The sequence below is a fragment of the Bdellovibrio sp. ZAP7 genome (assembly GCF_006874645.1).
Lineage (GTDB): Bacteria > Bdellovibrionota > Bdellovibrionia > Bdellovibrionales > Bdellovibrionaceae > Bdellovibrio.
In genome coordinates this window covers 2,133,804-2,159,869 of sequence record NZ_CP030082.1, presented here as the reverse complement: position 1 = coordinate 2,159,869, position 26,066 = coordinate 2,133,804, and the positions used below count along the sequence as shown (strand labels likewise).

Genomic DNA, 26,066 nt, shown 5'->3' with positions numbered 1-26,066 from the left:
AGGGAGTATAAATGGATTTAAAACCTGGTAGTCATATTCACTTGATGGGGATCTGTGGGACAGCGATGGCGTCTTTGGCAGGTCTTTTAAAAGATCGCGGTTACAAAATCACAGGCAGTGATATGAACCCGTACCCGCCGATGTCGACGCAGCTTGAAAGCTTGGGAATCAATATTCAAAAAGGCTACAAAGCTGAAAACCTTCATCCGAAACCTGATTTCGTCATCGTCGGAAATGTTATTTCAGCGAATAACGAAGAGGCGCAAGAATTGGTGAAGCTTGGCATCCCGTACACATCTTTACCAAAAGCAATGGGCGAGTTCATTATTGAAAATCGCGAAAGCATTGTCATCTCTGGAACTCATGGAAAAACGACTACAACGTCAATGATGTCTTGGGTGGCGGAAAATGCAGGTAAGAAGCCAGGTTTCTTAATCGGTGGTATTCCTAAAAACTTTTCGCAAAGCTTTAAGAATCCTGAAGGCGATCTTTTCGTTATTGAAGGTGACGAATATGACACGGCTTTCTTTGATAAAGTTCCAAAATTTGTTCACTACAAACCAAAGCATGTGGTTTTAACTTCGGTCGAGTTTGATCACGCGGATATCTATAAAGATCTTCAGGCGGTAAAAGATTCCTTTGCAAAGCTAATGCATTTGATTCCTGTTGAAGGAACTTTGCTTGCCTGTGCCGAAGATGCAAACGTGATGGAACTTCGCAAGCTTTGCAAAGCGAAGAATAATTTTACCTACGGTTTTAAAGCCGATGCAGACTTCAGAGCAAAGGTTCTTTTCCAAAATGAAAAAGGCGTTGGCTTTGAAGTTCACCACAAAGGTGAAATCATGGGCCCCTACAACATGCAAATCACAGGGGATTACAACATCCTGAATGCGACAGCGGTTGTAGCAATGTCTAAAATCCTGGGCTTTTCTGAAAATAGAATTCAAATCGCGATGGAATCTTTTGAAGGCGTTAAACGCCGCCAAGAAATCCTGGGAGAGCCGAACGGTATTCTGGTGATTGAAGACTTCGCCCATCATCCGACAGCGGTGCGTGAGACTGTAAAAGGCATTCAAAAGAAATATCCAGGTCGCAAAGTGTTCTCTGTCTTTGAACCAAGAAGTGCGACGTCTCGGCGTAAAGTCTTCCAGAAAGACTACGTAGAAGCGTTTAAAGGCTCCCATGAAGTGATGCTGGCAAAAGCCTTTGATCAGTCTAAAATCGATGCTGAAAACCGCTTTTCTTCTCATGAATTGATCTCGGACCTTAAGGCATCTGGGGTAACCGCCGAAGATTTCGATGGCGCTGATCAAATCGTTGCAGCTCTTAAAGCCCGCGCAAAACGCGGCGATGTGATCCTCATTATGTCGAACGGCGGCTTTGACGGCATCTACACAAAACTCATGAGAGCTCTTGAGTAGCAAAATCAAATAAAAAGCCCGGCGACCCCGGGCTTTTTTTATTATCTGTGACGAACTTCAATGATCACTTTGTCTTTGCTGATCCTATTTAATAGGTCATTGATCCTGAAAATATTCTCTTGATCTAAGTTTGCGTCCCATTCGTCCAGCAAAAGATGTTTGTTGTCTAATGAAGCGGCATACTCGATATGTCTTAGCATTTTTTGTCCCGTTGAGCCTTCTTGTGCATCTGCAATTTCAAATTGTGGATGAGCTGGAATGTAAAATGACGATTCAAGTGATTCATTAAGATGAAGCATTAATGTCGATTTTCCCGCACCATTTGATCCTCTGATCTGAATTCTGGATGGTAGAGATGAAGATAAAGACTTTGATAGATCTTCCAATGTAGAGAAAACTTCATTTTGGACTGTAATGTTTTTAACAGAAATACGTGAAGAAAGAACTGCTTCTGACAGGATTGCGTTGGCCTTCATAGTACTAAACTTCGCTTCGAACGAAACCAGAGAGGACACAGTTTGGAAGATCGTTCTAAAAGTAGCTAGCATATTTAGCTGACGAGGAATCGCAGCCAATATCGCCGCCATCACTTTCACATCCCCATTATGTCGGCTAATAACCACAAAGACGGCGATAATCACTGGAAGACTTGCGATAAAGGTCAAAGCGGCCACCATGGTCTCGCTCATCAGGGAAGAATGACGTGATTTTATCTTCGCATCATTCAAATGGGAGTTGAAGTTATCGATGTAGTTTGCAACCACGTGAGAGTTTTTGAAAAAGATGTTTTCCCAGGCCTTAAATAGGTAGCTTTCGAACTTGCTTCGGGAGTGTTGTTCTGACTCAGCAGCTGCTTTTGCGATTCTTTGAAAATATTTAAATGCGAAAAATGAAAGCAAACCAGACATAATGTACGCGGGGATAAATGTCGTATCTAATGTCAGGCCAATGGCCAAAACACCCAGGCCGATGGATAGGATGAAAGTAAATAGATCCAAACCCAAAAAGATGATCACGGCCAAATAGTTTTCAGCCTCAGATCCAATGGATGATATGAATAGTTCTTTTTGATGTTTTTCCTGCCAGATGCCGGGTCTTTGAGCTTTGTTCAAAAGGTTTTCTTCTAGAAAATTTTTGTAAGCTGAAAACCCCAGTGCAGTTTCCAGAGGGCGTTGGATCAATCCAAAAAAGGGTACAATAACATGGCAGGCAAGGGCGATTGCCAACCACTTGATCAAAGAATTCTGATCGCCTAAAGAAAGACCTGCCTGCATTAAAGCGAACGTACTTGTGACTGCAATCAATTGCTGGCCAGTCGTAACTCCGATTAGTTTTACCTGAGAAATTCTGTCTACATATTTCAGTACTGACGGTGACAACATTATTGAGCCTCCTGAACAATCCACTCTGAAATAATGGAATAACGGTTCCAGTTTTTAACTTTGGTAACACTGTGCCAGTTCGTATCATCTGCGAAAAACAGTACCATTCTGTTTTCCAGAGGTTGGATTACTTTTGATTCTTCTCTTTTAGTTTTGACGTTGTTTTCATGAAGCCACAGCTCGCCACCTTTGTCAGAATGCCAGTCCGAAGAGAGATAATAGATGCAAACGAGTGATCGCCCATCTTCCTGGTCATCGATATGTGGTGGCATTGCGGGCGAGGCGGGGGTCATCAATCTTAATTGAACGAGACCTTCTTCGTAGAGCTCGAGTTTTTCCTGAACTGTTTCTTCTAAGAACGATTTAAAATCGTCGCTCAAGAAGAATTTGGCGAGATTAAGATCGGGGACGAACATAAAGTTCAAATCGAATAAATCGTTTTCTCTTTTCTGATAGCCACCAACTATGGAGCAAAGCTGTTTTTGGATTTTTTTGAATTGTTTCTGGGGAAGAAAGTTATCAATTACAAAATGATTCCAGGGAATTTGAAATTGATTTACTGAAGTATTTTGCAGAAAAGATGAGTTCATGGATTTGCTCTATGTTAAAAATTGAAAAAGGGAGAGGAGGGGTGCCTCTCCCTTTAAAAGAAACTAGTTTTTCTTTTTAGCTTTGCGAGAGTTCATGATTTCCTGAACTTCTGCAGGGATGCTGGATTTTTCCAAAACTGCGCGGACGCCAGTTCCAGATTTGTTTCTTTCGGCGATAATGTTTTCAAAAATTTCGAGTTTGTTCATGGTATCTCCTTTGTGCCGTGATTGGCGTTGTTGTCAGGGGATAGAGCAGGAACGGTGCCGGACTTTTTTGAGCTATAAATCAATATATTGGAAATGAGTCCAGAAGGATGATCTTTATTATTGGATTTGAGAATCGCATTCTGGACGAGCGATCCGTGGACGGATTAATTGGCAATAACTCGCACGGTGATATTGGGTGGCAGGTAGTAGCCTTTGCGATCGCGTAAAACGATGCTTGCAGAGTTTGCATCGGGTTCTAATAAGTTGCGCAAACGTTTGATTGATACGTAAATTAGATTGTCGTGGACGGCAGGATCATAAGCATAACCCCAAACTTTTTCGATAAGTTGTGATTTGGTGAAACGAATTCCCTGATTTTGGGCAAACAGCTTTAATAGATCAAAAAGGATGTGTTGATTTTTAAAATCAACAGAACCCTTGCTGGTTGTTTTCACTTTAAAGCTTGTGGAATCGATGATCAGATCGGCTTCGGACGAGACGTGATTTTCTTTCGCCAGTTGAGCTTTCACGGTGCGAAGTCTTGTGGAGCCTTCGCTGCCCATACCCTTCATCGCCAAGGACCGATAAATCGCTGCCTCATTGCGTTTGCCCTGAGCTTCGTAAACCGCCGCCATTTGCACCAAGATATAGACAATTAAATAGTGCAGAGAGTTCTGTTGGGCTTTCTCGTAAGCCTTCCAGATCGCATCCAAGGCGTCGTCGGCACGTTTTTCGTCCAAGAAGACATGGCTTTTTACGACCAGACAGCTGGTGTGAATCTCTTCCAGATTTAATTCCTGAGTTAAAAGCAACGCCTTATCTAGGTACTTTAAAGCCTCGATAGGATTTTCATTCATTGTGACGATAGCAAGTTCTTGCAGAAGTCTGGAGACAGTTTCCAGGTCCTGTGCCTGCGTGCACTCATGCAAAGCTTTTTGGAAATATTCTTTCGCGTGAGTGTTATCACCCAGAGCCATCTTCCATAAACCAATATTATGAAGGACTTTGCCGTAAATCTCGGACGAGGCATTTTCTTTCTCGTAGACAAGAAGTTTACTGAAGTGCTTATGAAAGTGATCAAGCTTTCCCAGTTCAGAACTTGCCTGAATCAAAAAGCGAACGCCAAACAACCAGCTTTGCAAATCACCGATGGCCTCTGCATCAGAGCAGATTCGTTCGGAATTATCGCAAGCTTCCTGGTAGTGGCCGCGCTGATAGTTCAGTTTGGCAAGATTGATGTTGGAACTCATTTCACTCAACATGCGGTACTAAATAGTTTTATGTGGGTGAATCGTCAACATCTTACAGAAAGTGAAATGAGAAAATGTTCCGAAATCCCGCTAATTAGGCATGACTAGCGGAGTCGATGCTCTCAAATTGAGACGCGTTGTACTCACATTTTACTTCCTGGTCTTTTATCCCGATAGGTACTGCGGCTTTTTTATAATTAAGGTGGGGATTATGAATTTAGGTTCGTGGTTTAAGGGCATTAAGGCCAAGCTTTTGGTGGCGGCCCTGTTGCCGTTAGTGGGTTTTGCGGTTCTGGGGTATGTGGCATTTAGTGGGCTTACTTCCATCGGTGGGATGTTAGGCAGCTCGTACACACAGATCATTCCTAATGTTGATGCCTTAGGGCAGATCGAGGGAGGGCGTGCTCGTATCGGTCAGTATCTTTGGGGCGCGATTGCAAATTTGAATTTTGAAAAGCGTCGAAACATCTATATCGAAAAACTTGAACAGGCATTGAAGGAATATAAGGATGCTGTTGCGCTTTACGAGGCTTCTCCTGATCTTGAGGGTGAAAGAGAAATCTATGCGCCCATGAAAAATAGCCACGCAAGCTACGTGGCTCACGTGGAAGAGTTCATTCAGATCTTAAAAATTCCGACGCCTGAGAACTATGAAAAAGCTCGTGCGGCAGCTGCCGAAGGTGCTTACCAGCAGGAATCCGTACAAATCAAAGGTACGACGGGAAAAATCATGGCCATGTATAACGAGGTTGTGAAAAAGAACAACCTGGCGCAAGAAGCAGAGAAAGCCTCTGTCTTTAAGTTACTCGTGGGAATTGGTTTGGCTTGTAGTTTTGGTGTCTTCTTTGCGTTAATAGTGATTGCTTCTCGTTTAAGTAAAAACGTATCAGAAGTTGTGGGTCAGCTTTCAGATTCTTGCAATCAAGTGAATATGGCGATCACTCAATTAACCGAAGCGGGACAAAGCTTGTCGCAATCTTCTACGACGTCAGCAGCTTCCTTGGAGGAAACAGTAGCCGCCCTGGAGGAAATGTCTTCGATGGTTTCCATGAATTCTGACAATGCTAAGCAGGCGGCAAATTTGTCGCAAGCATCGCGTTCAGCAGCAGAAGACGGAGAGCAGGAAATGCAAAAGCTTGTGACTTCCATGCACGGCATTTCTCAGTCATCTAAAAAAATCGAAGAGATTATCAATGTCATCGATGATATCGCTTTCCAAACAAATTTGTTGGCCTTGAATGCAGCGGTGGAGGCTGCGCGCGCAGGGGAGCAGGGGCGAGGTTTTGCAGTCGTGGCAGAAGCGGTTCGCAGTCTTGCGCAAAGATCTGCAGTGGCAGCAAAAGACATCAATGGGTTGATTAAGAACTCCGTAGACCAGGTGGAAGGCGGATCTAAAATCGCCGACAAAGCGGGTGAGGTTCTTAAAAACATCGTGACTTCGATTAAGAAAGTTTCTGATTTGAACAACGAAATCTCCGCTGCAAGTTCTGAACAGACAACGGGCATTCAGCAAATCAGTAAAGCGATGAATCAGTTGGATCAAAGCTCTCAGGCGAATGCAGCTTCTTCGGAAGAGATCGCAGCAACCTCTGAGGAAATGGCTGCGCAGTCCAAACAAATGTACAGTGTCGTTGTAACATTATCGAATGTAGTGATGGGTGGTCATGGTGAAGAGGCTATGAGTGAAGGTCAGCCCGTTGTCGCTGAGAAAAAGAAAGCCGCTCTCAAAGGAAAGCCAGGAGCGCCTGTGACTAAAAAAGCAGCAACTAATGTGGTGAAGTTTAAGCCTGCTGCCAAGGCCCAAGCAAGTTCTGGAGAAGTCAAAGCTTCTGAATTGATTCCTTTTGACGACGATACGCGAAAAGTTGGGAATACAGACGGTTTTTAATCGTTAAAAGCAGCTTTAAGTAAAAATAAAAGGGGAGTCGAAAGGCTCCCTTTTTTATTTCCAAACAAGCGCCGCGTTAACAGTGTTTTGTGAGTGAAACGTGGGGTGAAGCTGGGGTACTTTTTTCAGCCTATGTCAGCTAATCTTACTCCACTAATGAAGCAGTACTGGGACATTAAATCTGTCCATCAAGATAAGGTCCTTTTATTCCGCATGGGGGACTTTTTTGAAATGTTCTTTGATGATGCGGTTAAAGCGGCGCCTGTTTTAGGGATTGCGCTTACTCAAAGAAACAAAAAATCGCAGGACGAAACTCCGATGTGCGGGATGCCTCACCATTCTGTGGCAGGTCCCATCAATAAACTTTTGGCGCATGGTTTTAAAGTAGCGATCTGTGATCAACTTGAAGATCCTAAAAATGCTAAAGGCATCGTTAAGCGTGGAGTAACACGCGTTCTGACGCCGGGTATGGTTTATGATTCTGATACTTTAGACGGAACTAAGCCGCACTACCTGGTGAGCATTGATCAAACATCGATCAGCTTCCTGGATTCAACAACGGGCGAGGCGTTCTTCTTTAAATCTAAAAACTCTCATGAGCTTTTGCGTTTTGTGCAAATCTTGCCAGTGGCAGAGATCGTGATCTCTAAAGAACATGAAGCTTTGCTTGCGGGTCTGGAAAATATTCTGATCAGTCATCATGAAGAAATGATGGATACAGGGAATGATCTTCTTAAAAATGCAGCTCCGGCTTCAGCGGCAAGGCTTCTAAGTTATGTTTTGCAGTTGTCAGGTGAGGAAGCTTTGAAAACTCTTTCTCCATTCGTGGAAAGAGATCTTGAGCACCGCCTGGATATTTCCAGCACGACTCTAAGACACTTAGAAGTGTTCTCGACATACAAAGGTGAAGGCTTGGGGAGCTTGTTCCATGCGATCAATCGCACGCAAACTTCAGCCGGCAGCCGTATGCTTCGCCAGTGGTTAAGCTTCCCCTTGCGTGATGTGAAAGCTATCGAAAACCGTTTGGATTCTGTTGAATTTTGGCGCAGTCACGTTTTGGAATTAAAACGTGCTCGTCAAATTCTGGGTCAAATGGGTGATATTGAACGTCGTTTGGGTAAAATTTCTCAACCTCAATGCAATGGTCGTGATTTATTGGCATTAGCCGGCAGCGTTCATGCCGGTGTCAGTGCGCTGGAAGTATTTGTTCAGGCAAGTGGTTCAACAGCCAATTTTGAAAGCCTTCGTGAGTTGGCGTATAAAATCGAAAGAACTTTGGTGGAAGATCCACCTTTGGCGACAAAACAAGGTTACTTGATCCGTCAGGGTGTTTCTTCTGAATTGGACGAGTTGATTGATCTTTCCACAAATGCTCAAGCGCTTGTGGCTAAGATGGAAGCGGAAGAAAAAGAAAAAACTGGAATCTCCAGTCTGAAAATCCGTTACAACAACGTTTTCGGTTATTATATCGAAATCACAAACTCTCATAAAGACAAAGCACCTGCGAACTATCAACGTAAGCAGACTTTGACGAATGCCGAGCGCTATTGCACAGATGAGTTGGTAGAGCTTGAAAGAAAAGTATTATCAGCGAATACAAAGCGTGCCGATCTTGAATTTGAATTCTTTGATATGCTTCGCAAAGAGATCCTGACTCAATGTCCAGCATTGCTAACGCTTGCTCATGAGTGCAGCGAAATGGACGTGATCTCAAGTCTTGCTTGGTTAAGCCTTGAAGAAAAATACGCTCGTCCGAAATTCACTGAAAACAATTCTTTGCAGTTAAAAGCCAGCCGCCATCCGGTGGTCGAGCAAACGGTGAAAACAAATTTCGTTGCAAACGACATCGAACTGCATCCGCATTCTTGCCTGTTGCTTACAGGCCCGAATATGGCCGGTAAATCGACTTTGATGCGCCAAGTGGCCTTGAACGCGATCATGGCGCAAATGGGATCTTTCGTTCCCGCTGATGAAGCAAAACTTCCGATCTTTGATGCGATCTTTACCCGTATCGGTGCCAGCGATCAATTGTCAGAAGGTCTATCAACTTTCATGGTTGAGATGACTGAAACTTCGGCGATGCTTAAAAACGCGACGAAGAACTCCTTGGTTATCCTGGATGAAGTCGGTCGTGGTACAAGTACGTTTGATGGTATGTGCTTGGCGCAATCTATCTTGGAGCACTTGCTGAGCGAAGTGAAAGCATTGACGTTCTTTGCGACCCACTATCATGAATTGACGACCTTGGATCAAAGCTACGGTCAGATCACAAATTCACATATGACTGTCGCTGAAAGAAACGGCGAAATCCGTTTCCTTCATACTTTGGTGAAAGGTCCAGCTTTGAAATCCTACGGGGTTCAGGTGGCGGAACTTGCGGGGCTTCCTCCGACGGTGACGAAACGTGCGAAAAGCTTGTTGCGTGAGATTGAATCTAAACGTGTTCAAGCAAGTAGCCAGTTGTCCCTTCTGGACCACGTGGAAGACTCTCCTATGGAAATGGCAACGGCTCCTGCGGTTGAGGTTCCAGTGATCCCTGAAAGCGTGAAATCTTTGATGGATGAATTGCAAAAGTATCCACTGTTGCAATCAAGTCCTCTAGAAGTCATGGGTCAGGTTGCCAAATGGAAAGCCATCGCTGAAAACACCAGCTTGCAATAGAGGGTAAATTGGCTGATCATTTTAACTATGGCAGCTAAGACGTATCTCACCAGCGAGCAGCTTGTTCAGGCTCAAGAAATTTTAAATCCACCACTAATGACACCTGACGGAGATGTCCGTCAGGTGTTTTGTTTTTCCAGTCAGAGCTTTTCGTTATGGCTTGGTGCCAAGCTGGAGGAATCGCTCAAAAGCAATCCTTTGTGGCGAGATACTCATCCGATCATGCTGGGCTCTTGGGCTCGCGGTGAGCTTAGTCCGAAATCTGATATTGATATTTTATTCTGTGGTGACGAAGACAAAGTCCGTGAATTTACCAACCAGCTTCAGGAAAAGGGTTTAAAGCTTCGCTATCGTATGCCGGCCAATCCCGAAGATTGGACTGAGGGGGTAGAAGCATTCGATGTTTTGGCTCTCTTAAAAGCAAAGCCCTTAACTCCAGAAGGGGCGCGAAAGCTTTTTGAACAACAGAAGCGCATCTGGTCGAAAAAGAACATGTGGCGTAAGACTTTGCTTAAAGCGGTAAAGGAAGAACGCAAAGCACGCGAAAACAGATTTGATTCCATCACAAATTATCTCGAGCCTAATTTGAAGTACGGACCTGGAGGTTTGCGTGACCTTGAACAAGGTCTGCAGATTTATGAAATGTTCGCTGAGCGGTTCACGAATCCAGGACATGCGCTTAATGTTTTAAATTACTACCGAGATTACCTGTTAAGCCTTCGTCAGAAACTTCATCTGGAAGGACACAGTGATATCCTTTCCAGTTCAGCACAGTTCGATTTAGGTAAATGGATGGGATTTAAATCCCACAAGGACTTCATGCGCTCTTTGCAGCGTGGTTTGTCCCGTGTAAATTTCTATTCAGACTGGATTATTGCGGTTGCAGATGCTCCTGAAGAAGTTCTTAAGAAAATTGAACGCTCCGAGTTTTATAAACCGAGTGATTTGTTTTCTGCCTTAGAAAAAAACTCCAGCGTTTTGATGCAAAAGAAAGTTCGTGAAGAATTGGATCATCTTTTGCCAGCCACAGAAATCAAAAAAATGGGTAAACTTCGTGGTCAGGAACTGGATCAAGTCTTGAGTGTTAAAGCCAAGGATGAATTCCTTTATAGTATTTTCCGGTCTCGTTTGATTGATAAGTTGGTGCCGGAAATCACGCGCTTGGTTGGATACGTTCAGCACGATCAGTATCATCGCTACACGGCGGATTCGCATATCATGCAAGCCTGTCGTGAGATCAAACGTGTCTTTGCAAAACCTAAAGAACTGGGTCCCTTGCAGGCGGTCGCTAAATCCCTGAACCCTTATGACTGGCAAGTGCTTTCCTGGACTTGTATGTATCACGATTTGGCCAAGGGTATAGATAGTGGAGATCACTCGGAAGCGGGGACGGCGATCGTTACCCGTGACTTTAAAGCTTTCGGCTTTAAAAAGAAATTCACCGACGACGTGAACTGGATGGTGAAAAACCACTTGGAGCTTTCACAAGCGGCTTTCCGTAAAAATTCCAAAGATCCTCGCGTGTGGCAAGAATTGCGCGACAAGGGTGTCGAGGGTGATGCATTAAAACGTCTGGCGATCTTTACAGCGGTCGATATTCGCGCAACCAATCCCGAAGCTTGGAATGAGTGGAAGGGGCGCTTGCTGGCCGAATTGGTTGAAAATCTTGAAAGTAAAAAAGCTCAAGATTATTTCACTTTCAGAACTTTGAAGGCGAAAAAGCATCTGCATATTTCTGAGGAGATTTATGAAGAGCTGGGACCTGTCTTGGTTGATAGTCTTTCCATGAATGACTTGGTTGAGGATTTAAAAAAAGCCGAAGACTCCAGTGAATCGTTACCTCCTAAAATCATGCAAACCAAACAAGGCGATACGTGGGTGCGAATGCATCAAAAGCGCGATCGCAAGGGGATCTTGGCCGACTATGTAGGTCAATTCTATTCCTTGGGTTTGGGTATTCGTCATGCTTCGATTCATACGCTACCCAAGGTGGGAGTTTATGACTGGTTCCAAGTTTCTACGCAAAAAAACTTGAAAACTCTTGAGCAGTTGTTAAAGAGTTCGCAATTAAAAGAAAAAGAGATTCCCCAAGTCCAATTTGATCAAATTCAATTGATGAGTGCCCACGACAAAGAATGGGTTATCAGTTTCCGTGGTCCCGACCAAGCAGGTTTGCTTGCGGCGGCAGCCAAGGCTTTGAGTGATTTAAATGTCAGCATCAAATCAGCCCGCGTGCATACGTGGGGCCGACAAGTGGACGATATTTTTATGATTAAAGCGGAAGGGGATCCTCAATTGCTGATCAAAGCGTTGCACGATAGATTCACCATCCGGGCAACTCCATAGAATTGCCCGATTCGTGTCTCACTTCAGGCATCCCAGACCCCGTAAAGTATTACCGACGGCTTGTGCAAATGGGGTGCTGGGTTCCGCGCCTAAAAAAGCCTTAAGTTTCGAATTATCCAACCTATATTCTTTTCTCCACAGATATTTCATCTCCAGCAGTTCTCTGAATGTAGGCACGAAGGGGGCTAGTAGTAAAAATATAAACCAAGGGGCTTTTCGGACTTTGGCTGGCGTTTTTAGGTTCGCATTAATCATATTGGCCATCTGTTGACCATCAAAATCCCAGTTTCCACCGAAGTTGAAAACATCGAAAGTGGCCAAGCGTTCTTCTTGGTTGAGCAATTGAACCATCGTACTTGCCACGTCTGGTAAATATGCCCATGCGTGTCCGACGCCTTTTGTACTAGGATTCGATATGATGGTGACCGGTCTGTTCGGTTTTACCATGCCTTGGGAAAACCAATTGTTTCCAGGTTTCGGTCCATAAAAATCTCCGCAGCGTACAATCAAGACGCGAATGCCTTCGTTTGCAGCCTGTAAGAGCTTTATTTCCAGATTTTTGCGAATCAGTCCCTTTCTGGTGCTGGGTTCTTGGGGGGTGGTTTCTGTAATTATTGGCGGAGTTTTGATTCCATAATTGTAGATTGTCCCAGGCAAAACAATTCTTGCACCGACAGCTTTAGCAGCAGCAATCGTATTGTCGATCATCGGTAAAACCTGCAAACTCCAGTTTTTATAGCCCGGCGGATTTAAAGCGTGAACAATAACGTCAACTCCTTTTGCGGCAGCAATGACATCATTGCGATTCAGTGCATCTCCTTTAATTATGTCTACCTCGGTGGGGGTTGAATCGTTTTCGTGACGTAAAAGACCTTTTACTTTCCAGCCACTAGCAATAAGAGCTTTTGCAACTTCTCCCCCAATGCCGCCAGATATTCCCAGAATGAGTGCGGATTTATTTTTCATGGAACCTCCATGCACTTATATTCGCACTTATTTGGCCTAAAGAAAATTGCATATAATTCTATATATGCTATACATTTATGTATATGGAAAATAGTCTGAGTTGGGATCTATACAAGTCGTTTTTAGAGGTTGTTCGTGCAAAGTCTCTTTCTGGAGCAGCCAAATCATTGGGTATATCGCAACCGACGGTGGGTAGGCATATCGATCTTTTGGAGCAGGGACTGCGCACATCGCTCTTTACAAGATCTCAAAGTGGTTTCGCTCTCACCGAGGCGGGGCGACGGCTTATTCCGTATGCAGAAGTCATCGCCTCTAATGCCGTGGCCTTGGTTCGAGAAATTTCGGAATATAGCGATTCGATTAAAGGTACGGTGCGAATCACGGCAAGTGACGTAATCAGTGTTGAAGTTTTGCCCAAGATTCTGACCGAATTAATGGGCCGGCATCCCGATTTGGACATTGAGATGGTTGCATCCAATTCACCCAAAAATCTTCTTGATCGAGAAGTAGATATAGCTGTGAGAATGTTTAAACCCACGCAACAAGCTCTTCTTATTAAAAAAGTCGGCGATACTGAATTAGGTTGGTTTGCTCACAAATCTTATCTTAAAAAACGCGGTACTCCCCAAAATCAAATCGAACTGAAAGGTCACTCATTAATTGGATTTGACGAGGAAACGGATTTTGTTCGCAGTTTCAAAACAAAAATTGGAAATCTCCACAGAGGAGATTTTTCACTCAGAACTGATAATGACCTCGTTCAATTAAGCGCTATCAGAAATGGTTTGGGAATAGGTATGTGCCAGGCCAAAATTGCGGAGAAAGATATAAACCTCATCAGAGTTTTAAGAAACGATGTGAATCCCAAGCTGGGGTTGTGGGTCGCTATGCATGAAAATCTTAAAACAACGGCTCGGTATAAAACAGTTTTCATGGGCCTCAGCGAAGGGCTCGCGCACTATTTAAAATAAATTATTTTTTTTGCGGATGCCCGATCAGGAATGCGGCGATTGCGATGGCGGTACCCGCAGACAGGACGATACAAACCCCCATCCATTGGCCAGCATTCCAAGCGTAGGAAGCGACTAGCGAGCCCAGGGCTCCGCCCATGAAGTAAGAAAACATATAAACTGTGTTTAAGCGGCTGCGAGCATCCTCACGCAAAGCAAAGACACGTGTTTGGTTCGAGATGTGGGTCGCTTGAATTCCGAAATCAAGAATGAAAATACCAATGATCAGACCCAAGATGCTAGCTCCAGATCCCCACAGGATGAGAACCGATAAAGCCAAAACACTTAAACCAATAGCAACCCCAGTGCGCGGGCCTTTTTTATCTGCGACTCTACCGACAACAGGTGCTGCCATCGCGCCAGCTGCTCCCAGTAATCCGAACAAGCCGACCTCTTTTGCACCCATTCCAAAATGCGGTGACGACAAAAGGAAAATCAATGTTGCCCAGATAGAGCTGAATACACCAAAGATCATCGCGCCAATCACGGCGGATTCGCGCAAGATGGCTTCTTCCTTAACTAATGTTCCAATCGATTTTATCAACCCAAAGTAAGAACCTTTATAAGTCACTTCGCTCGCAGGCAGAATAAACCAAAGACAACTCGCCAAAACAATCATCAATCCCGCAGCTGAGTAAAACACGATTCTCCAGCCGAAAAGATCTCCTAAGAATCCAGCGATCGTGCGCGAACATAATATTCCGATCAGCAAACCACTCATGATAATGCCGATCACCTTGCCGCGATTTTCATTGCTCGCCAAGTGTGCGGCAAAGGGAATGATCAACTGAGGCACCATCGTAAAAAGTCCGATCAGTAAACTCGCAATAACCATGATCCACAGACTGTGCGCAGTCGCTGCCATGATTAGTGCCGCCGTCACCGCTAATGATGTGATGACGATCAGTTTTCTTCGTTCAAACATGTCACCCATCGGAACTAGGAATAACATCCCTAAAGCATAACCCACTTGAGTCAATGTCGGGATGATGCCGACCTCTTTCACGGTTACGCCGAATTCTTTCTGCAACTCTGCCAAGAGTGGTTGATTGTAGTAAAGGTTGGCGACACTAAGACCCGTGGCAATAGCCATGATCCAAACAGTGGTAGGGGAAAGTTTTGTCGATGAATGAGATTGAGTCATAGGTGAAGCCTGCAAGATGGGAAAAGAAAAACACCCACTTTGAGGGTGGGTGTCTTAAGTGACTAATTCGATTTTTTCTTTGGAGCGCCTGTGATCCCCGTGTGGTTGCGCCAATTGTATTGAGGATCAGTTTTTGTGCGGTTGTGCCAAGCTTCCCATTTTTTCTTAGGAAGTTTGTGGGACACATTGCCCTTTTCGTCGAAGATATCTGGGTCTTTACCAGCGATGAATTCAAGTACGGATTTCATGATACCCATAAGAAGGCTCCTTCAAATTAAAACAGAGCCAGTATAATGCAGGACCTCGTACGGGGGAATAGGAAATCCTGCCTCGATGCGTTGAATTAAGAGCGTGGGTTTGCGCAAACGTCGATAATATCCAAACCGCGTTCTTCGGAAACTTTGCCAGCGCCTTTGTAGTGATTAAAACACTGTTGAGCGGCAACTTGGAAAGCGTCTTCATAGCTAGCAGCTTGCTTTTTAACCTCAAAGGATTGGCCAGAAAGCTTATATTTGAACGTATATTCCTTTTGAACCGCGTCTTTAGAGATCCAAGCAAAGGAACTGCAAGAATAAGCGAGTACGAAGATAGTCAAAAGTGCTTTCATAAAAACCCCTTGGTTAAAGCCCTTCATTTCGAAGTGACTTGATACTGTTAGGTAAAGCACGGGGTGTGCCAAAGAATCTTGCACGGACTTCAAAAAGACCTTTGTAACCCCATGAAATTGCTGATTTAATCGGTCTCAATTTGAACCATTAAAGGGGCCTGTTTACTTGTGAGACGGGTGACGTGAATGGTGCAACCCCTGTCGAGGGATTGGACAGGGTCAATGGGGGATTCATGAAAAGGTTTTTAGTATCCTTAGTCTTCTTGTTTGTTGGGTTTGCGGCATCCGCGCAAACGATCGTGGTGAGCGATATCGATGATACGATTCGCCCGCAATATGTGCAGGATCTTTCTGATTCGGCAAAATACGTTTTTGATAAAGACAGCCTGTTTATGGGTATGAGTGAGCTCTTAAATGCCGTCGTTCAGGATACGGGGGCTCGTATGTTTTACGTCTCCCGTGCCCCTGAATGGTTGATGGGTAATACGCACACGGCGGCCCTGGAGCGCGGTGGATTCCCATCAGGGGTCTATTTCCCTCGCACAGTTTATTCGAAGGATGAGCACAAGGTCAGAACTCTGGTGCAAATCATCGATAAAACTCACCCGACAGACGTGATCTTGCTCGGGGATAATGGCGAAGTCGACGCCAAGGTTTACAATACAATCGCCGAAGGGTACCCGCACATCCGTTTTCACCAATTCATCCGTGATGCCTATAACACTCCCAAATTCGGTGGTGAGGGTTCTTCGCTTTACTTGGGGCAGATGTATTTCGTGACTCCTGTGGAAGTCGCCCTAGAGCTTAAGAGACGTGGATTTTTGAAAAATAGTTCCGTCCAACTTTTAGTTGATTACTTGGTACCTCGAATTGTGGCAGAAAAGGGGAAACCAAAGCGAGGTATCATGGCCTTCCCCTACTTTGTGGAATGCCGCGATTTTGTCTGGTCCTGGGATCAGGAAACTTCAGACTATCCTTTGCTGAATAATCTCAAAGCGAAGATCGAAAAACGCTGCAATAATTAATGATTTTAAAGTACCAGCTTCCGCAAGTTTACCAAACCCTTCTCCCTCGCGAGATCCTGAATTTTGAACCTCAGGAAAAAAAGGCCACCTGTGATACTTGCGCGATGTCTCGTCCTCGCGAAAAGGGCCCGATCCATTATCGCGAGGATCTGAAGTGCTGTACTTTCCATCCCTTTATTCCAAACTTCATGGTGGGAGCTTTATTAAGCGATCCCAATGCCACGGAAGCTCATCGCATCTTCCGCGCTAAAATCGCAAATCGTGAATACTCTTTGCCGATCGGGATGGTCGCTCCGGTAAAATACCAAGTCGCTTTTAATAATCGTGAAGAAGGTGACTTCGGTCAACGTGAAGACTGGTTATGCCCTTACTACAACAAAGAAAAATCCAACTGCAACGTGTGGAGAAATCGCGGTGTGGTTTGCACGACGTTCTTCTGTAAAAGTTCTTACGGTGACCGTGGTATCGATTTCTGGGAGCATCTGAATAACTACCTTTGGTATGTGGAGCTTGCTTTGTTGGAAGAAGCCTTGGTGATGATGGATTTCTCTCCTCGCCAGACTATGACGCTGTTGGATTATCACAATCGTACGGACGGGACGGCGGCTGAGAAAAAATCCTGGAGCATGCCAGAAGTGAAATTCAAAGAACTTTGGAATGGATATCATGACGATATCGAGGGTTTTTACAAAAAATGCTTTGAGATCGTGTCGAACTTGGATAAAAAAGCTTTCCACGAAATGTTAGGGGAGCAGGGGCAATCTTTAGAAGAAACCCTGTTTGAAATCATCCCAGAATTGAAAGTGATTGAATAATGTCGACTATCCAGGAACGCCAGGCACAAGTTATCGCTGATTTTTCCGCTTTCACGGATTGGGAAGATCGCTATAAGAAAATCATCGAGATGGGTAAATCCCTGCCGGAAATGCCGGAAGCTTTGAAGACCGAACAAAACATCGTCAAGGGTTGCCAATCTCAAGTCTGGTTGCATGCTTCGGTTACTGATGATGGCAAGATGTTGTTGGTGGGTGATAGCGACGCTTTGATCGTTAAAGGTCTTGTAGCACTGCTTTTGAAGGTCTATTCAGGATCCACACCCAATGAAGTTTTGATGACGCCACCGGAGTTTTTACGAGCTCTGGGCTTTGAGGGAAATCTTTCCCCAAGCCGCGCGAACGGTCTGCATTCGATGTTAAAGCAAATCAAGCTTTATGCGACGGCATTTGATTACATGTTGAAGATAAAGAAATAAGCGTTCCCCAGAGTACCCTATTGTTAGGTCGGTTGTTTTTAATATGGTATTGCAATTGCTACCAGTAATTGCATGAAAGTTAAAATCAATAGCTTGCTTATCATCGCCTCACTTCTGTCTACATTTTGGACGGCGAACCTATTTGCGGCAGGACAGTGTTCCCACGTCTTCGCACTACAGAATCAAGAATACATCATTGAGAAAGTTACCGGAACGCCGAACACAATTGCGGATGCCTTGGATAAAGCTATTTCTGATTCTGATCTGAGAGGTAAACTACTCTCGTCCCGTAAAGACGGGAAGTATGAGTTCAACAGTATCAAGGCCCAGCCGAGTGGTGCATTTTTGTACTATCGTGATATTCCCAATAGTGATGCTATCGCTATCGACCTCATCAAAGTTCCGGTAGACTATCGTAACATGGGGATTAGTAGTGCACTGTTGAAAATGTGCATCGAAAAATCACCCAATATTGGTAGAGTTATTTTTGAACTAGATATGGTGAACAAAGAAGCTTTCGATTCTCATAAAGAACTCTCATATGAAGAACGTCTTAAGCTGACCCCAATCTATAAGAGCTTTTCTAAATTAGGATTCAGTCAGATTCTTCATGTTTCTGAGGTTCATATCAATGTCAGCGGTAAGACATATCCCCACGTTATTATGGGCAGAGATCCCCAGTAGCACATAACAAAAAAAGGGTTGAAGAAGATCCAGCCTTTTTAGTTTTAAATCTAAGTCAGAGCTATTTCTTGTGTTCTTCTTTTTTTGATTTCGCAGACAGAAACATCAGCTGCACTTACAATCACACCTGATAAAGCGGGAGTGGAAGCCGCAATAACTAAACGTGCACGGAGCTATGAAATGAATGGTATTTCCTACCTTCTGATGGGGGTGTCTAGAGGCTCGACAGATAAAAATTACTTGTTAAATTTTGTTCAGATTTGTTCGTGAGTTCGTTTGGGCGCAGCATGATATAAGGTTCCGGACAGCGTATTCAAAATTTAAACAATCGACCTTAGAGATGGAGTATTAACGTGAACAAAAAATTTGCCTTACTATTGATGGCCAACCTATTGATTGCTAGTGCGGCGTCTGCTTCGGTGAAGTATGCAAAAGTCTGTAACCTAGAAGCTACCCCTGTTGAATTTAGTGTTAAAGGTAAAACTTTGATTGTTAAAACCGCAGAGGGTAAGGATTCATTTAAAATAGCATCAGTTCATGAGGCAAGCCGTAAAGACCTTCGTGAGGCGGATTGGTTTCCAGAGGTACGCCTTACTGCTGCCACGATCTACGTATTAGACAGCGGAATAGGAATAATCCTTGCTGTTGATAAAGACGGCATTCAGCACACACTTTCTGATTTTGGTGATCATGGTGATTCAAAAAGCTGTAAATAGATAGAAAACGCCACCTCATTTCAAACCTGGAGATGAGGCCGCTGAGATCAGAACAAAAAAAGGCTGGAGTCATCCAGCCTTTTTTGTTCAAATTTAAAGAGCGAACTATTTCTTGTGTTCTTCTTTTTTGATTTTGCAGGCGGAAACATCCGCTGCACTTACAGTAACGCCAGCGACTGATTTACCTTCCATCACTGGATCTACACAGTCTTTCCAAAGACCTTTTTTATTAGCGTGTTCGCCTTTTTTAAAACCCGCTGCTTCGCAAGCGGCTTTAACTTTTTGGCAAGGGTGATCTTTGCCGCCGTGACCTTCGTTTGCGAATGCAGAGACGGAACCCATAAGAACAAGAGCCATAACTAGAGATTTCATAAATCCTCCTAAAAACTTTGTTAATAAAATGCTACTGCACAAGGATTAATCCGAGATGAGTTTGGAATTAAAAAATGTTAATTCCTTGACTGTAAAATACGCTTTCAAAATAAATTGAAAGCCGATGTATCATAATAGGAACTTCGTTTTTCAAACTAACTATTTCTGTAAAAGGTACGGACTTACTCTCTCCATAATATCGCCTGTAGAATAAAAAAAAGGCAGAATTTGATTATTCTGCCTTTTTTTTATTTATGAATGGAGAAAGTGTGTCCGTACCTTTTAGATCGTTGCGTGAACGCGGTGAGTGTCGTCCATGTCGTCTAGGTAGTTCAAGAACTCTTCAACGTCTTTTCTTTGTTCATCAGATAGCTCAGTGATGTTCTTTGCTTTATAAGAAAGCTCGGACTTCGTCACTTTCCAGCCACGTTTGATCAAAGCATCACGAACAGCGTCTAGTTCAGTCGCTCCCGTGTAGAATTCGTAAGAGCCTTCGTCTTCACCAGGGCCAACTTCGTTAGCACCAGCTTCGATAGCTTCTTCATCTGGATCAAAAGTTCCAGCTTTAACACCTTCCAAAAGACCTACGTGCTCAAACATCCAGGCAACAGATCCTGTTTCACCCATGTTGCCGTCGTGAGACTTGAAAGCGTGGCGCATGTCTGGAGCAGTTCTGTGTTTGTTGTCTGTTTGACATTCAACGATAACACCAACGCCATGAGGGCCGTAGCCTTCGTACATCAACTCTTCGATAACTTTACCGTCATCTAAAAGACCAGCACCTTTTTTAATCGCACGATCAATCGTGTCGTTCGGGCATGATACTTTTTTAGCGGCATCAATCGCCAAACGGAGACGAGCATTCGCTGCCGGATCAGGGCCTCCAACTTTCGCAGCGACTTGAATCTCGCGCGCTAGTTTTGTGAATATTTGACCCTTTTGTTGGGCTTTCTCTACTTTACCTGCGGTTTTCCATGATTTTCCCATGAGAGGAATTTCACCAAATCACGAAGTATTTGGCAAGCGAGGGAGCTGCATGTAAAACGCTTCCTATGTTGACGTTCGAAATTGCCGATGTTTGGGCCAAAATTAATGAAATTGAGAAGTCTTGTGAGGAAGCTTTTAAGCTTAAAACCCCTCATTTGGCTCCGAAGGACCCAAATCGCGATATTGACTTGCTGCATCCAAAATATCATCCCCCGAAAAAGGGGTTTTCGACGATCGAGGGGCAGGCTCGCATGCTTCATGATTTGGCCAGCATTGAACTTCAAGCGATGGAATTAGGGGTAAGGACTCTGTCTGAATTCCCGGATGCTCCAGAAGGTTTCAAAGAAGAGTTGGTCGCAGTCACAGTTTCTGAAGCTCAACATTTGCGTATGTGCTTAGAGGCGATTGAATCTCTGGGATTCAAATGGGGAGACTGGCCTGTTCATGCGGCTCTTTGGTATGCCGTCGCTCCTGAAGACACGTTGCTTGATCGTATTTTGATCGTTCACCGTTATTTGGAAGGCAGTGGTCTGGATGCGGGCGACACATTGATTCGTCGTCTGGAGGGCACTTCAGGAAAAGAAACGATTCAAAAAATCGTGAAGCAAATTAATTTCGAAGAAATCGGTCACGTGGATTTTGGATCTCGTTGGTACCGTGAAATTTGCCTGCAAAATAAAATAAATCCTAACGAAGACTTCCCAAAACGCATGGATGAACTTCGCTATCGTCTGCCAAAACGTGTCGAGCCGATCAACCGCATCCTGCGCGGAAAGGCCGGTTTCACAGATGAAGAAATTCAGTACTATGAGAATCTTCGTCTGGACTTTATCAATCCGCTTTCTTCGCTGTCGCAGCGCTAATCGACATTTTTAAAAATTGGTATAGACAAAACTTCTTTTGAAGCCATGATATTCTGTTGAGGTCCTTCTATCTTAAGGACATGTTGAAATTGTGGTTTGCTATTTTCCTGCTTTCATCAACAGCGCAGGCGCAGAAGTTCTTTACGCGTTCCTCACCCGGCTGCGAGCGGCGTTATGTTGTTACGTTTCTCGGGACTCCACCGGCTTATATCGAAGAAAAAGGAAAAAAAGCGGTTCTGCCTATGAAGTCGTAGTCGAACTGATGTGGGGAGCTGGACCTCTGTTGGGTTTTATCTTTCTCACAAACGGCTTTCGGAGGGCGACAGGGAACGTCTTAAGAAGCTAATCAGTACAATTCGAGAGGATGGTACGCTTCAAAAAATTCAGCGCAAATACAATGACCCTCTTGATTTAAAATTCTATCAGCCCACTCAACTCATGTCTTTGGCCTGGCCCGATCTTTAACACTTTTTGACAGAGCAGAACAGGGCCAGATAGTCTTGTACTCATGTTGAGTCTTTTGGTTTCTTTCGTCTTGTCATTTCCTGTGTACGCGCAAGTCAAATTGCGTGGGAATCTTCCTTGTGAAAAGCGCTATGTCTTGGCTTTTCTAGATGCGGCTCCGGGTTTTTATAAAAACGAAAAAGGAATTAAAGAAGGCTCATCTTATGACATTCTGATGGAAGTCGGTCGCCGTTTGGGATGTAAAGTGAGTGAAGAACCGGGATCCTATTCAGCCATTCTCGATGGTTTTGTTAGACACAGAGTGGATATCACCGGATTGACTACGAAATCTCCTAAGATGGAAAATTTCGGCGAGTTCGTGGAAATGTACCGCGTGCCTCGTTCTTTGGTGGTGCGCAAAGATTCCTTCGGTGTGAACGATTCCATCGAAAGTATCTTAAAAAATCCTAAAATCACTTTTGCTGGAATTATCGGTGGACTCTTTTTCATCAAAGAGTCTGAAAAAGAACAACTATTTAAAGAGCGTCGACTGCGCGAAGTTCCAGGTCCTCAAGAAGTTTTCAATGCTTTATCCGAAGGCCGGGTTCAGGCGACGTTCAGTTCTCCGGCATTCACTGCATACTATTTAAAACGTCAGAATAAATTGGCTCAATTTAAGATTATTCCCGATGAAAAAGGTGAGTGGCAGTCCTTAGGGTTTTATTTATCTATCAAAAGACTTTCAAAAGAGGAGCGTCAGCGCGTTCGCGCAATTATCAGCAACGTTCGTCAGGATGGAACGCTTTTGGAAATTGAAAAGAAGTACGTGAATCCTGCAGATTATATTTATTACGAACCCGTCGCTTTAAAGGATGTCAGTCACATTGAATAAGTTAATTGCTTCTGTCTTTATAGCGATGGTTCCACTGATTTCTCAGGCGCAGGATGGAATTCGGCCGTTGGCGCCGGGTTGTGAAAAACGCTATGTCCTTTCTTTTCAAGACGATGCTCCGGGATTTTTCGTCGACAAGAATAACAATAAAAATGGCACAGCCTATGAGCTTTTATTAGAGATTGTGCGACGACTGGGGTGTAAATCCACTGAGCAAATCACGCCCTATTTAAAAAATAAAGAAAACTTCCAGCGCAATAAATCCGATATCTATGCCCTGTCGACTCAAGATAAGGAAATGGATAAGGTCGCCGATTTTGTGGAGATGTACAGTTTTCCGCGCTCCCTGGTGGTGAGTAAGAAAGATTCCAATGACAAAGACACTGTAGCGACACTGTTGAAAAATCCGAAAATTATATTCGGCAATGTGACGGGTGGATTTTTATTTATTCAACCTCAGGAAAGATTAGAGCTTGAGGCGAAGCATCGCTTGCGTGAGTTTACGGGGCCTACCAGCGTCTTTAATGCCCTCCTTGAAGGAAGAATTCAGGCGACTTTTAGTTCTCCGGCATTTACGTACTATTTTATCACCCGTGAAAAGAAGATGGATCAGTTCCGGGCGATTCCTGATCCTCAGGGGGGCCTTTATCATGCTGGTTTTTATTTGGCCCGTAAGCGTCTGACAGAGGCCGAACGAGGTAAAATCCGCGAGATCATTCACGAGATCCGTGCCGATGGGACCTTGCTGAAAATAGCTGCTAAATACGTGAATCCCGAAGATCTTGTCTACTATAAGCCGATCGGTTCATTTTGATATATGTGATTTGTGTTTGCCTCTAGACCCCGGTACAATTTCTCAATCGGAGAAAATGTGAAATTCCTGCTGTCTTTGCTCATTATGACATTGCTAAGCATTTCGGTGAGTGCGAAGGAGCAGGAGCGTGCGACTCTTCAAATTGACGAAAAGGTCGTCGTAGAAGATGTTTTGGTTAAAAAAGGTCAGCCCAAAAAGGATCAACTGACCGTCAGCGGTTATACCATTCAAAGTTCTTCGCTGGATGCTGTTGCAAAAAAATATAAAACTAAAATTAAAGAGTTCGGCGAAGGTGAAGATCTGGTGTCCCTGGTGTGTTTGATTGGTTCAGACAAATCGGCTTTGGAGTTTACTTCCGGGGATCTTGGTGGGGAGTCCAACCAAATTCTGACGATTGGTTTGTATCAAAAGTCTTCTAAATATAAACACAAGAAAGATTGCGAAACGGTCGATAAGCGATTTGGTAAGACTAAAATCGCCGGTCTGACTTTGGGTATGACGGAAAAAGAAGTGGTAAAAAAGCTGGGGGAGCCCAGCAAACAGGCCAAGGCGTTTGTTCTATACTATTTCGAGGATAAGATGAAATTGAACGGCGTGAAGTTTGATGTCACGTCCGTAATTCATGTTAAATTAGAAAAGGGAAAAGTCATTTCCGTTTCCGTCAGCCAGTTCATGGTGTACTAATACCCGTAAATATCGCGATTCGAGCAGTTCCAGATATTCTTCATCTGGTTGCCGCGAATTTTAAAGGTCTCAGCCAGCAGGTAACATTCAGGGCGAGAATTTAAGAATCTTTGTTTGTTATTACTCCAGCAGTACCAACGCATATCATCGGCATTTTCTGGATCTGGATTGCGACCGGCAAAGTAGTCACAGATATCTGGAGAAAGATTGGGCTGATTTTCACTTAAGCAGCTCCACTCTTTACCCAAAGAGTAATCCATTCTGGATTCAGCGTTAAATACACAAGCAGGTAAGCCTGGGGCGTTTAACAAAGAATAGCGATATTGGCTTAAGACCTTTTTAGCACTGATGAAAATGCGCGTGCGCAGGACCGGGTCCGTCGTTTTTAAAACCATCGACAGAAAGTCCATATCGCTTTCATTCCAGAAAGGCTTCATCACATAAAGGGCGATCGTTCTTTCATGTTCTTTATCTGGGGAAGCTATTTTACTGAATAAGAAATCACGGATGTCATTATTAATTTCAGAATAGCAGCTAAGAGTCAGCATGAAATAAGGCGAACGTTTGGAAAGTTCCTGAAGGCGGGTAAAGGTCATGTTTTGGAAGCCCGGCTCGTCGCGGATGATGCCGCAGATTTGACGAACTTTTGCGTAGTTCATGTTTTGGGCATAGGCTTGATCTAAAAGCATGCGCACTTGGAAGTCTCGCGTGATAGGATCCATCAGGCCAAGGCTGGATGCAACCTGCATAACATCATGCTGAATTGTTACGAGCTGGCTGTTGTTGGCTTTAATTTTTGCTAAAGATTTACTGATGATCTGCTTCGTTGCCTGGTCAATTTGTCCCGCGATGCTGTCGCCATAAGACAACTGACTTGCCAGGGAATCGAAATATGTTGTGACTTTGTTTTCCTGTGCAATTCTGGTTAGTGCAGCACTCTGTATGGACTTGTCATTAGAGCGAAGAGCACAGTAAAGACCACGAGCTTCTGGCGGAACAGCTTTTTGAGGAATTGTTTCGCGGAAAGCCTGACCTTTAAAAGCATTTAAAAGCGCTGTGTTCGGAGAGTTAGAGATTGTATCAAGGTGGGTGTTATAGTTACCCACGTTTTTCAAATAACGGTTTAAAATAGGTGCCGCGTATTTTCCTAAGGGCCCCGTTGAGAAAAAGCCATAGAGTTTTGGAGTTTCGGGGAAGATAGAAGCAAAGCGCTTCTCAAGGCTGAATCCCTGTTGCGAATAACGAGACGCCACAACTTGCTCGGCAAAGTCCAGAGGGATACCGTCGTTCAACAAAACATTCAGATATTGATCGATTGTACGATGATCGCGGGCTTGGCTCGCCAGAGTGTTGCAACCCATTAAGAAAACTTCTTTAGGGTTCTTGAGAATTCCGGGGCAAGAATTATCGCAGCTGGCTTTTTCCATCTGCGCGATGTCGATGGTTTGGGATGTGCCTTCTCCGAAAAATAGACCACCAAAGTGGCCTGAAATCAAAAGAACATCGCACTTAATACCGCTCGCGCAGGCCTGTTGGAACCAGCGAGGGTCTTTGTTTTGGGGAACCAGTTCTACGAAGTCGAAGCCTTGTTTTGAAAGGGCTAAAGCAAAAGTATTGATCTCGTCATTCGAGTTTAAAGTCATGCTACAGAATGTTTTTGCATAGGCGGTGTTGGAGACGAAAAGTCCCGCAATACTGAGTCCTAAAATATACTTAATGAAACGAAGTGTTTTCATATTCCAGCTTACATCCTATTGGGGGTGCTCCACGAGGAAACATGATGCAAGTCAGATGCTAGGGTGGCGGGGTGTGTAGTGGAATTGACCGGGTTTTAGCTGTCAACGATGCCCATAAAGGGCAC

General features: G+C 44.2%; 25 protein-coding genes. 14 read left to right on the top strand and 11 right to left on the bottom strand.

Annotated features, from left to right (window positions below; genetic code table 11):
• Window positions 1-11: 11 nt before the first annotated feature.
• A complete protein-coding gene (gene mpl / locus DOM22_RS10450; RefSeq protein ID WP_142700295.1) occupies window positions 12-1,421 on the top strand; it encodes a UDP-N-acetylmuramate:L-alanyl-gamma-D-glutamyl-meso-diaminopimelate ligase in 1,410 nt (469 codons plus the stop codon).
• Window positions 1,422-1,462: 41 nt separating this feature from the next.
• Here mpl and DOM22_RS10445 read toward each other — a convergent pair whose 3' ends face one another.
• The 4 genes from DOM22_RS10445 to DOM22_RS10435 form a co-directional block, all read right to left on the bottom strand.
• On the bottom strand, window positions 1,463-2,803 hold the full coding sequence (locus DOM22_RS10445) for an ABC transporter ATP-binding protein (protein ID WP_142700294.1): 1,341 nt from the start codon (window positions 2,801-2,803) through the stop codon (window positions 1,463-1,465).
• Entirely contained in the window at window positions 2,803-3,393 is a 591-nt protein-coding gene (locus DOM22_RS10440) for a 2OG-Fe(II) oxygenase (RefSeq protein ID WP_142700293.1), read from the bottom strand. The genes DOM22_RS10445 and DOM22_RS10440 overlap by 1 nt, the downstream gene beginning before the upstream one ends.
• A 63-nt stretch (window positions 3,394-3,456) precedes the next feature.
• A complete protein-coding gene (locus DOM22_RS19910) occupies window positions 3,457-3,600 on the bottom strand; it encodes a hypothetical protein (protein WP_168196628.1) in 144 nt (47 codons plus the stop codon).
• A 164-nt stretch (window positions 3,601-3,764) separates the two neighbouring features.
• Window positions 3,765-4,862, bottom strand: coding sequence for a helix-turn-helix domain-containing protein (locus DOM22_RS10435; RefSeq protein WP_142700292.1), 1,098 nt, complete (start codon window positions 4,860-4,862; stop codon window positions 3,765-3,767).
• A gap of 199 nt (window positions 4,863-5,061) precedes the next feature.
• Here DOM22_RS10435 and DOM22_RS10430 point away from each other — a divergent pair, with 199 nt between their 5' ends.
• From DOM22_RS10430 to DOM22_RS10420, 3 genes are all read left to right on the top strand, one after another.
• Entirely contained in the window at window positions 5,062-6,738 is a 1,677-nt protein-coding gene (locus tag DOM22_RS10430) for a methyl-accepting chemotaxis protein (protein ID WP_142700291.1), read from the top strand.
• Window positions 6,739-6,870: 132 nt separating this feature from the next.
• On the top strand, window positions 6,871-9,399 hold the full coding sequence (gene mutS, locus DOM22_RS10425) for a DNA mismatch repair protein MutS (protein ID WP_246845580.1): 2,529 nt from the start codon (window positions 6,871-6,873) through the stop codon (window positions 9,397-9,399).
• A 27-nt stretch (window positions 9,400-9,426) separates the two neighbouring features.
• Window positions 9,427-11,745 carry an ACT domain-containing protein gene (locus DOM22_RS10420; protein WP_142700290.1) on the top strand — a complete coding sequence of 773 codons (2,319 nt, stop codon included), beginning with the start codon at window positions 9,427-9,429 and terminating at the stop codon, window positions 11,743-11,745.
• An 18-nt stretch (window positions 11,746-11,763) separates the two neighbouring features.
• Here the strand turns inward: DOM22_RS10420 and DOM22_RS10415 are convergent, their stop codons facing one another.
• The gene (locus DOM22_RS10415) at window positions 11,764-12,711 is read right to left on the bottom strand and encodes an NAD-dependent epimerase/dehydratase family protein (RefSeq protein ID WP_142700289.1); all 948 of its coding nucleotides are present in this window, start codon (window positions 12,709-12,711) and stop codon (window positions 11,764-11,766) included.
• Between the two features lie 77 nt (window positions 12,712-12,788).
• Between DOM22_RS10415 and DOM22_RS10410 the strand changes: the two genes are divergently transcribed.
• Window positions 12,789-13,682 (top strand): LysR family transcriptional regulator, encoded by an 894-nt coding sequence (locus DOM22_RS10410; RefSeq protein ID WP_142700288.1) that lies wholly within the window; start codon window positions 12,789-12,791, stop codon window positions 13,680-13,682.
• A gap of 1 nt (window position 13,683) precedes the next feature.
• Here the strand turns inward: DOM22_RS10410 and DOM22_RS10405 are convergent, their stop codons facing one another.
• The 3 genes from DOM22_RS10405 to DOM22_RS10395 form a co-directional block, all read right to left on the bottom strand.
• Complete coding sequence (locus DOM22_RS10405; protein ID WP_142700287.1) at window positions 13,684-14,865, bottom strand: MFS transporter; 1,182 nt, start codon at window positions 14,863-14,865, stop codon at window positions 13,684-13,686.
• Window positions 14,866-14,927: 62 nt separating this feature from the next.
• Complete coding sequence (locus DOM22_RS10400) at window positions 14,928-15,122, bottom strand: hypothetical protein (protein WP_142700286.1); 195 nt, start codon at window positions 15,120-15,122, stop codon at window positions 14,928-14,930.
• 86 nt (window positions 15,123-15,208) lie between these two features.
• Window positions 15,209-15,472, bottom strand: a complete 264-nt coding sequence (locus DOM22_RS10395) for a hypothetical protein (protein ID WP_142700285.1) — start codon at window positions 15,470-15,472, stop codon at window positions 15,209-15,211.
• A 233-nt stretch (window positions 15,473-15,705) separates the two neighbouring features.
• On the opposite strand from DOM22_RS10395, the gene DOM22_RS10390 reads away from it, so the two are divergent.
• From DOM22_RS10390 to DOM22_RS10370, 5 genes are all read left to right on the top strand, one after another.
• Window positions 15,706-16,497 carry a phosphatase domain-containing protein gene (locus tag DOM22_RS10390; protein WP_142700284.1) on the top strand — a complete coding sequence of 264 codons (792 nt, stop codon included), beginning with the start codon at window positions 15,706-15,708 and terminating at the stop codon, window positions 16,495-16,497.
• A complete protein-coding gene (locus DOM22_RS10385) occupies window positions 16,497-17,312 on the top strand; it encodes a hypothetical protein (RefSeq protein WP_142700283.1) in 816 nt (271 codons plus the stop codon). The genes DOM22_RS10390 and DOM22_RS10385 overlap by 1 nt, the downstream gene beginning before the upstream one ends.
• Window positions 17,312-17,749: a SufE family protein gene (locus DOM22_RS10380; protein WP_142700282.1), complete on the top strand. Its 438-nt coding sequence runs from the start codon at window positions 17,312-17,314 to the stop codon at window positions 17,747-17,749. The genes DOM22_RS10385 and DOM22_RS10380 overlap by 1 nt, the downstream gene beginning before the upstream one ends.
• Before the next feature lie 72 nt (window positions 17,750-17,821).
• Complete coding sequence (locus DOM22_RS10375) at window positions 17,822-18,433, top strand: hypothetical protein (RefSeq protein WP_142700281.1); 612 nt, start codon at window positions 17,822-17,824, stop codon at window positions 18,431-18,433.
• Between the two features lie 353 nt (window positions 18,434-18,786).
• A complete protein-coding gene (locus tag DOM22_RS10370) occupies window positions 18,787-19,149 on the top strand; it encodes a hypothetical protein (protein WP_142700280.1) in 363 nt (120 codons plus the stop codon).
• Window positions 19,150-19,254: 105 nt separating this feature from the next.
• Here DOM22_RS10370 and DOM22_RS10365 read toward each other — a convergent pair whose 3' ends face one another.
• Both DOM22_RS10365 and DOM22_RS10360 read right to left on the bottom strand, forming a co-directional pair.
• On the bottom strand, window positions 19,255-19,521 hold the full coding sequence (locus tag DOM22_RS10365; RefSeq protein ID WP_142700279.1) for a hypothetical protein: 267 nt from the start codon (window positions 19,519-19,521) through the stop codon (window positions 19,255-19,257).
• A 282-nt stretch (window positions 19,522-19,803) separates the two neighbouring features.
• Window positions 19,804-20,508: a YebC/PmpR family DNA-binding transcriptional regulator gene (locus tag DOM22_RS10360; RefSeq protein ID WP_142700278.1), complete on the bottom strand. Its 705-nt coding sequence runs from the start codon at window positions 20,506-20,508 to the stop codon at window positions 19,804-19,806.
• Between the two features lie 65 nt (window positions 20,509-20,573).
• Between DOM22_RS10360 and DOM22_RS10355 the strand changes: the two genes are divergently transcribed.
• The 4 genes from DOM22_RS10355 (at window position 20,574) to DOM22_RS10340 (ending at window position 24,205) form a co-directional block, all read left to right on the top strand.
• A complete protein-coding gene (locus DOM22_RS10355) occupies window positions 20,574-21,371 on the top strand; it encodes a DUF455 family protein (protein WP_142700277.1) in 798 nt (265 codons plus the stop codon).
• A 508-nt stretch (window positions 21,372-21,879) separates the two neighbouring features.
• On the top strand, window positions 21,880-22,707 hold the full coding sequence (locus tag DOM22_RS10350) for an ABC transporter substrate-binding protein (protein ID WP_142700276.1): 828 nt from the start codon (window positions 21,880-21,882) through the stop codon (window positions 22,705-22,707).
• The gene (locus tag DOM22_RS10345; RefSeq protein WP_168196625.1) at window positions 22,700-23,521 is read left to right on the top strand and encodes an ABC transporter substrate-binding protein; all 822 of its coding nucleotides are present in this window, start codon (window positions 22,700-22,702) and stop codon (window positions 23,519-23,521) included. The genes DOM22_RS10350 and DOM22_RS10345 overlap by 8 nt, the downstream gene beginning before the upstream one ends.
• Window positions 23,522-23,578: 57 nt before the next feature.
• Window positions 23,579-24,205 carry a hypothetical protein gene (locus tag DOM22_RS10340; protein WP_142700274.1) on the top strand — a complete coding sequence of 209 codons (627 nt, stop codon included), beginning with the start codon at window positions 23,579-23,581 and terminating at the stop codon, window positions 24,203-24,205.
• Here the strand turns inward: DOM22_RS10340 and DOM22_RS10335 are convergent.
• On the bottom strand, window positions 24,202-25,941 hold the full coding sequence (locus tag DOM22_RS10335) for a hypothetical protein (protein ID WP_142700273.1): 1,740 nt from the start codon (window positions 25,939-25,941) through the stop codon (window positions 24,202-24,204). The two genes, DOM22_RS10340 and DOM22_RS10335, sit on opposite strands and share 4 nt — an antisense overlap.
• Between the last annotated feature and the right edge of the window lie 125 nt (window positions 25,942-26,066).

Excerpts from the sequence above, each read along its gene's own strand:
- DOM22_RS10365 (WP_142700279.1), bottom strand. The coding sequence starts at position 19,521 with ATGAAATCTCTAGTTATGGCTCTTGTTCTTATGGGTTCCGTCTCTGCA.
- DOM22_RS10360 (WP_142700278.1), bottom strand. The coding sequence starts at position 20,508 with ATGGGAAAATCATGGAAAACCGCAGGTAAAGTAGAGAAAGCCCAACAA.
- mutS (WP_246845580.1), top strand. The coding sequence starts at position 6,871 with ATGTCAGCTAATCTTACTCCACTAATGAAGCAGTACTGGGACATTAAA.
- DOM22_RS10410 (WP_142700288.1), top strand. The coding sequence starts at position 12,789 with ATGTATATGGAAAATAGTCTGAGTTGGGATCTATACAAGTCGTTTTTA.
- DOM22_RS10405 (WP_142700287.1), bottom strand. The coding sequence starts at position 14,865 with ATGACTCAATCTCATTCATCGACAAAACTTTCCCCTACCACTGTTTGG.
- DOM22_RS10390 (WP_142700284.1), top strand. The coding sequence starts at position 15,706 with ATGAAAAGGTTTTTAGTATCCTTAGTCTTCTTGTTTGTTGGGTTTGCG.
- DOM22_RS19910 (WP_168196628.1), bottom strand. The coding sequence starts at position 3,600 with ATGAACAAACTCGAAATTTTTGAAAACATTATCGCCGAAAGAAACAAA.
- DOM22_RS10385 (WP_142700283.1), top strand. The coding sequence starts at position 16,497 with ATGATTTTAAAGTACCAGCTTCCGCAAGTTTACCAAACCCTTCTCCCT.
- DOM22_RS10440 (WP_142700293.1), bottom strand. The coding sequence starts at position 3,393 with ATGAACTCATCTTTTCTGCAAAATACTTCAGTAAATCAATTTCAAATT.
- DOM22_RS10415 (WP_142700289.1), bottom strand. The coding sequence starts at position 12,711 with ATGAAAAATAAATCCGCACTCATTCTGGGAATATCTGGCGGCATTGGG.
- mpl (WP_142700295.1), top strand. The coding sequence starts at position 12 with ATGGATTTAAAACCTGGTAGTCATATTCACTTGATGGGGATCTGTGGG.
- DOM22_RS10420 (WP_142700290.1), top strand. The coding sequence starts at position 9,427 with ATGGCAGCTAAGACGTATCTCACCAGCGAGCAGCTTGTTCAGGCTCAA.
- DOM22_RS10355 (WP_142700277.1), top strand. The coding sequence starts at position 20,574 with ATGTTGACGTTCGAAATTGCCGATGTTTGGGCCAAAATTAATGAAATT.
- DOM22_RS10395 (WP_142700285.1), bottom strand. The coding sequence starts at position 15,472 with ATGAAAGCACTTTTGACTATCTTCGTACTCGCTTATTCTTGCAGTTCC.
- DOM22_RS10400 (WP_142700286.1), bottom strand. The coding sequence starts at position 15,122 with ATGGGTATCATGAAATCCGTACTTGAATTCATCGCTGGTAAAGACCCA.
- DOM22_RS10350 (WP_142700276.1), top strand. The coding sequence starts at position 21,880 with ATGTTGAGTCTTTTGGTTTCTTTCGTCTTGTCATTTCCTGTGTACGCG.
- DOM22_RS10375 (WP_142700281.1), top strand. The coding sequence starts at position 17,822 with ATGAAAGTTAAAATCAATAGCTTGCTTATCATCGCCTCACTTCTGTCT.
- DOM22_RS10445 (WP_142700294.1), bottom strand. The coding sequence starts at position 2,803 with ATGTTGTCACCGTCAGTACTGAAATATGTAGACAGAATTTCTCAGGTA.
- DOM22_RS10380 (WP_142700282.1), top strand. The coding sequence starts at position 17,312 with ATGTCGACTATCCAGGAACGCCAGGCACAAGTTATCGCTGATTTTTCC.
- DOM22_RS10335 (WP_142700273.1), bottom strand. The coding sequence starts at position 25,941 with ATGAAAACACTTCGTTTCATTAAGTATATTTTAGGACTCAGTATTGCG.
- DOM22_RS10435 (WP_142700292.1), bottom strand. The coding sequence starts at position 4,862 with ATGTTGAGTGAAATGAGTTCCAACATCAATCTTGCCAAACTGAACTAT.
- DOM22_RS10430 (WP_142700291.1), top strand. The coding sequence starts at position 5,062 with ATGAATTTAGGTTCGTGGTTTAAGGGCATTAAGGCCAAGCTTTTGGTG.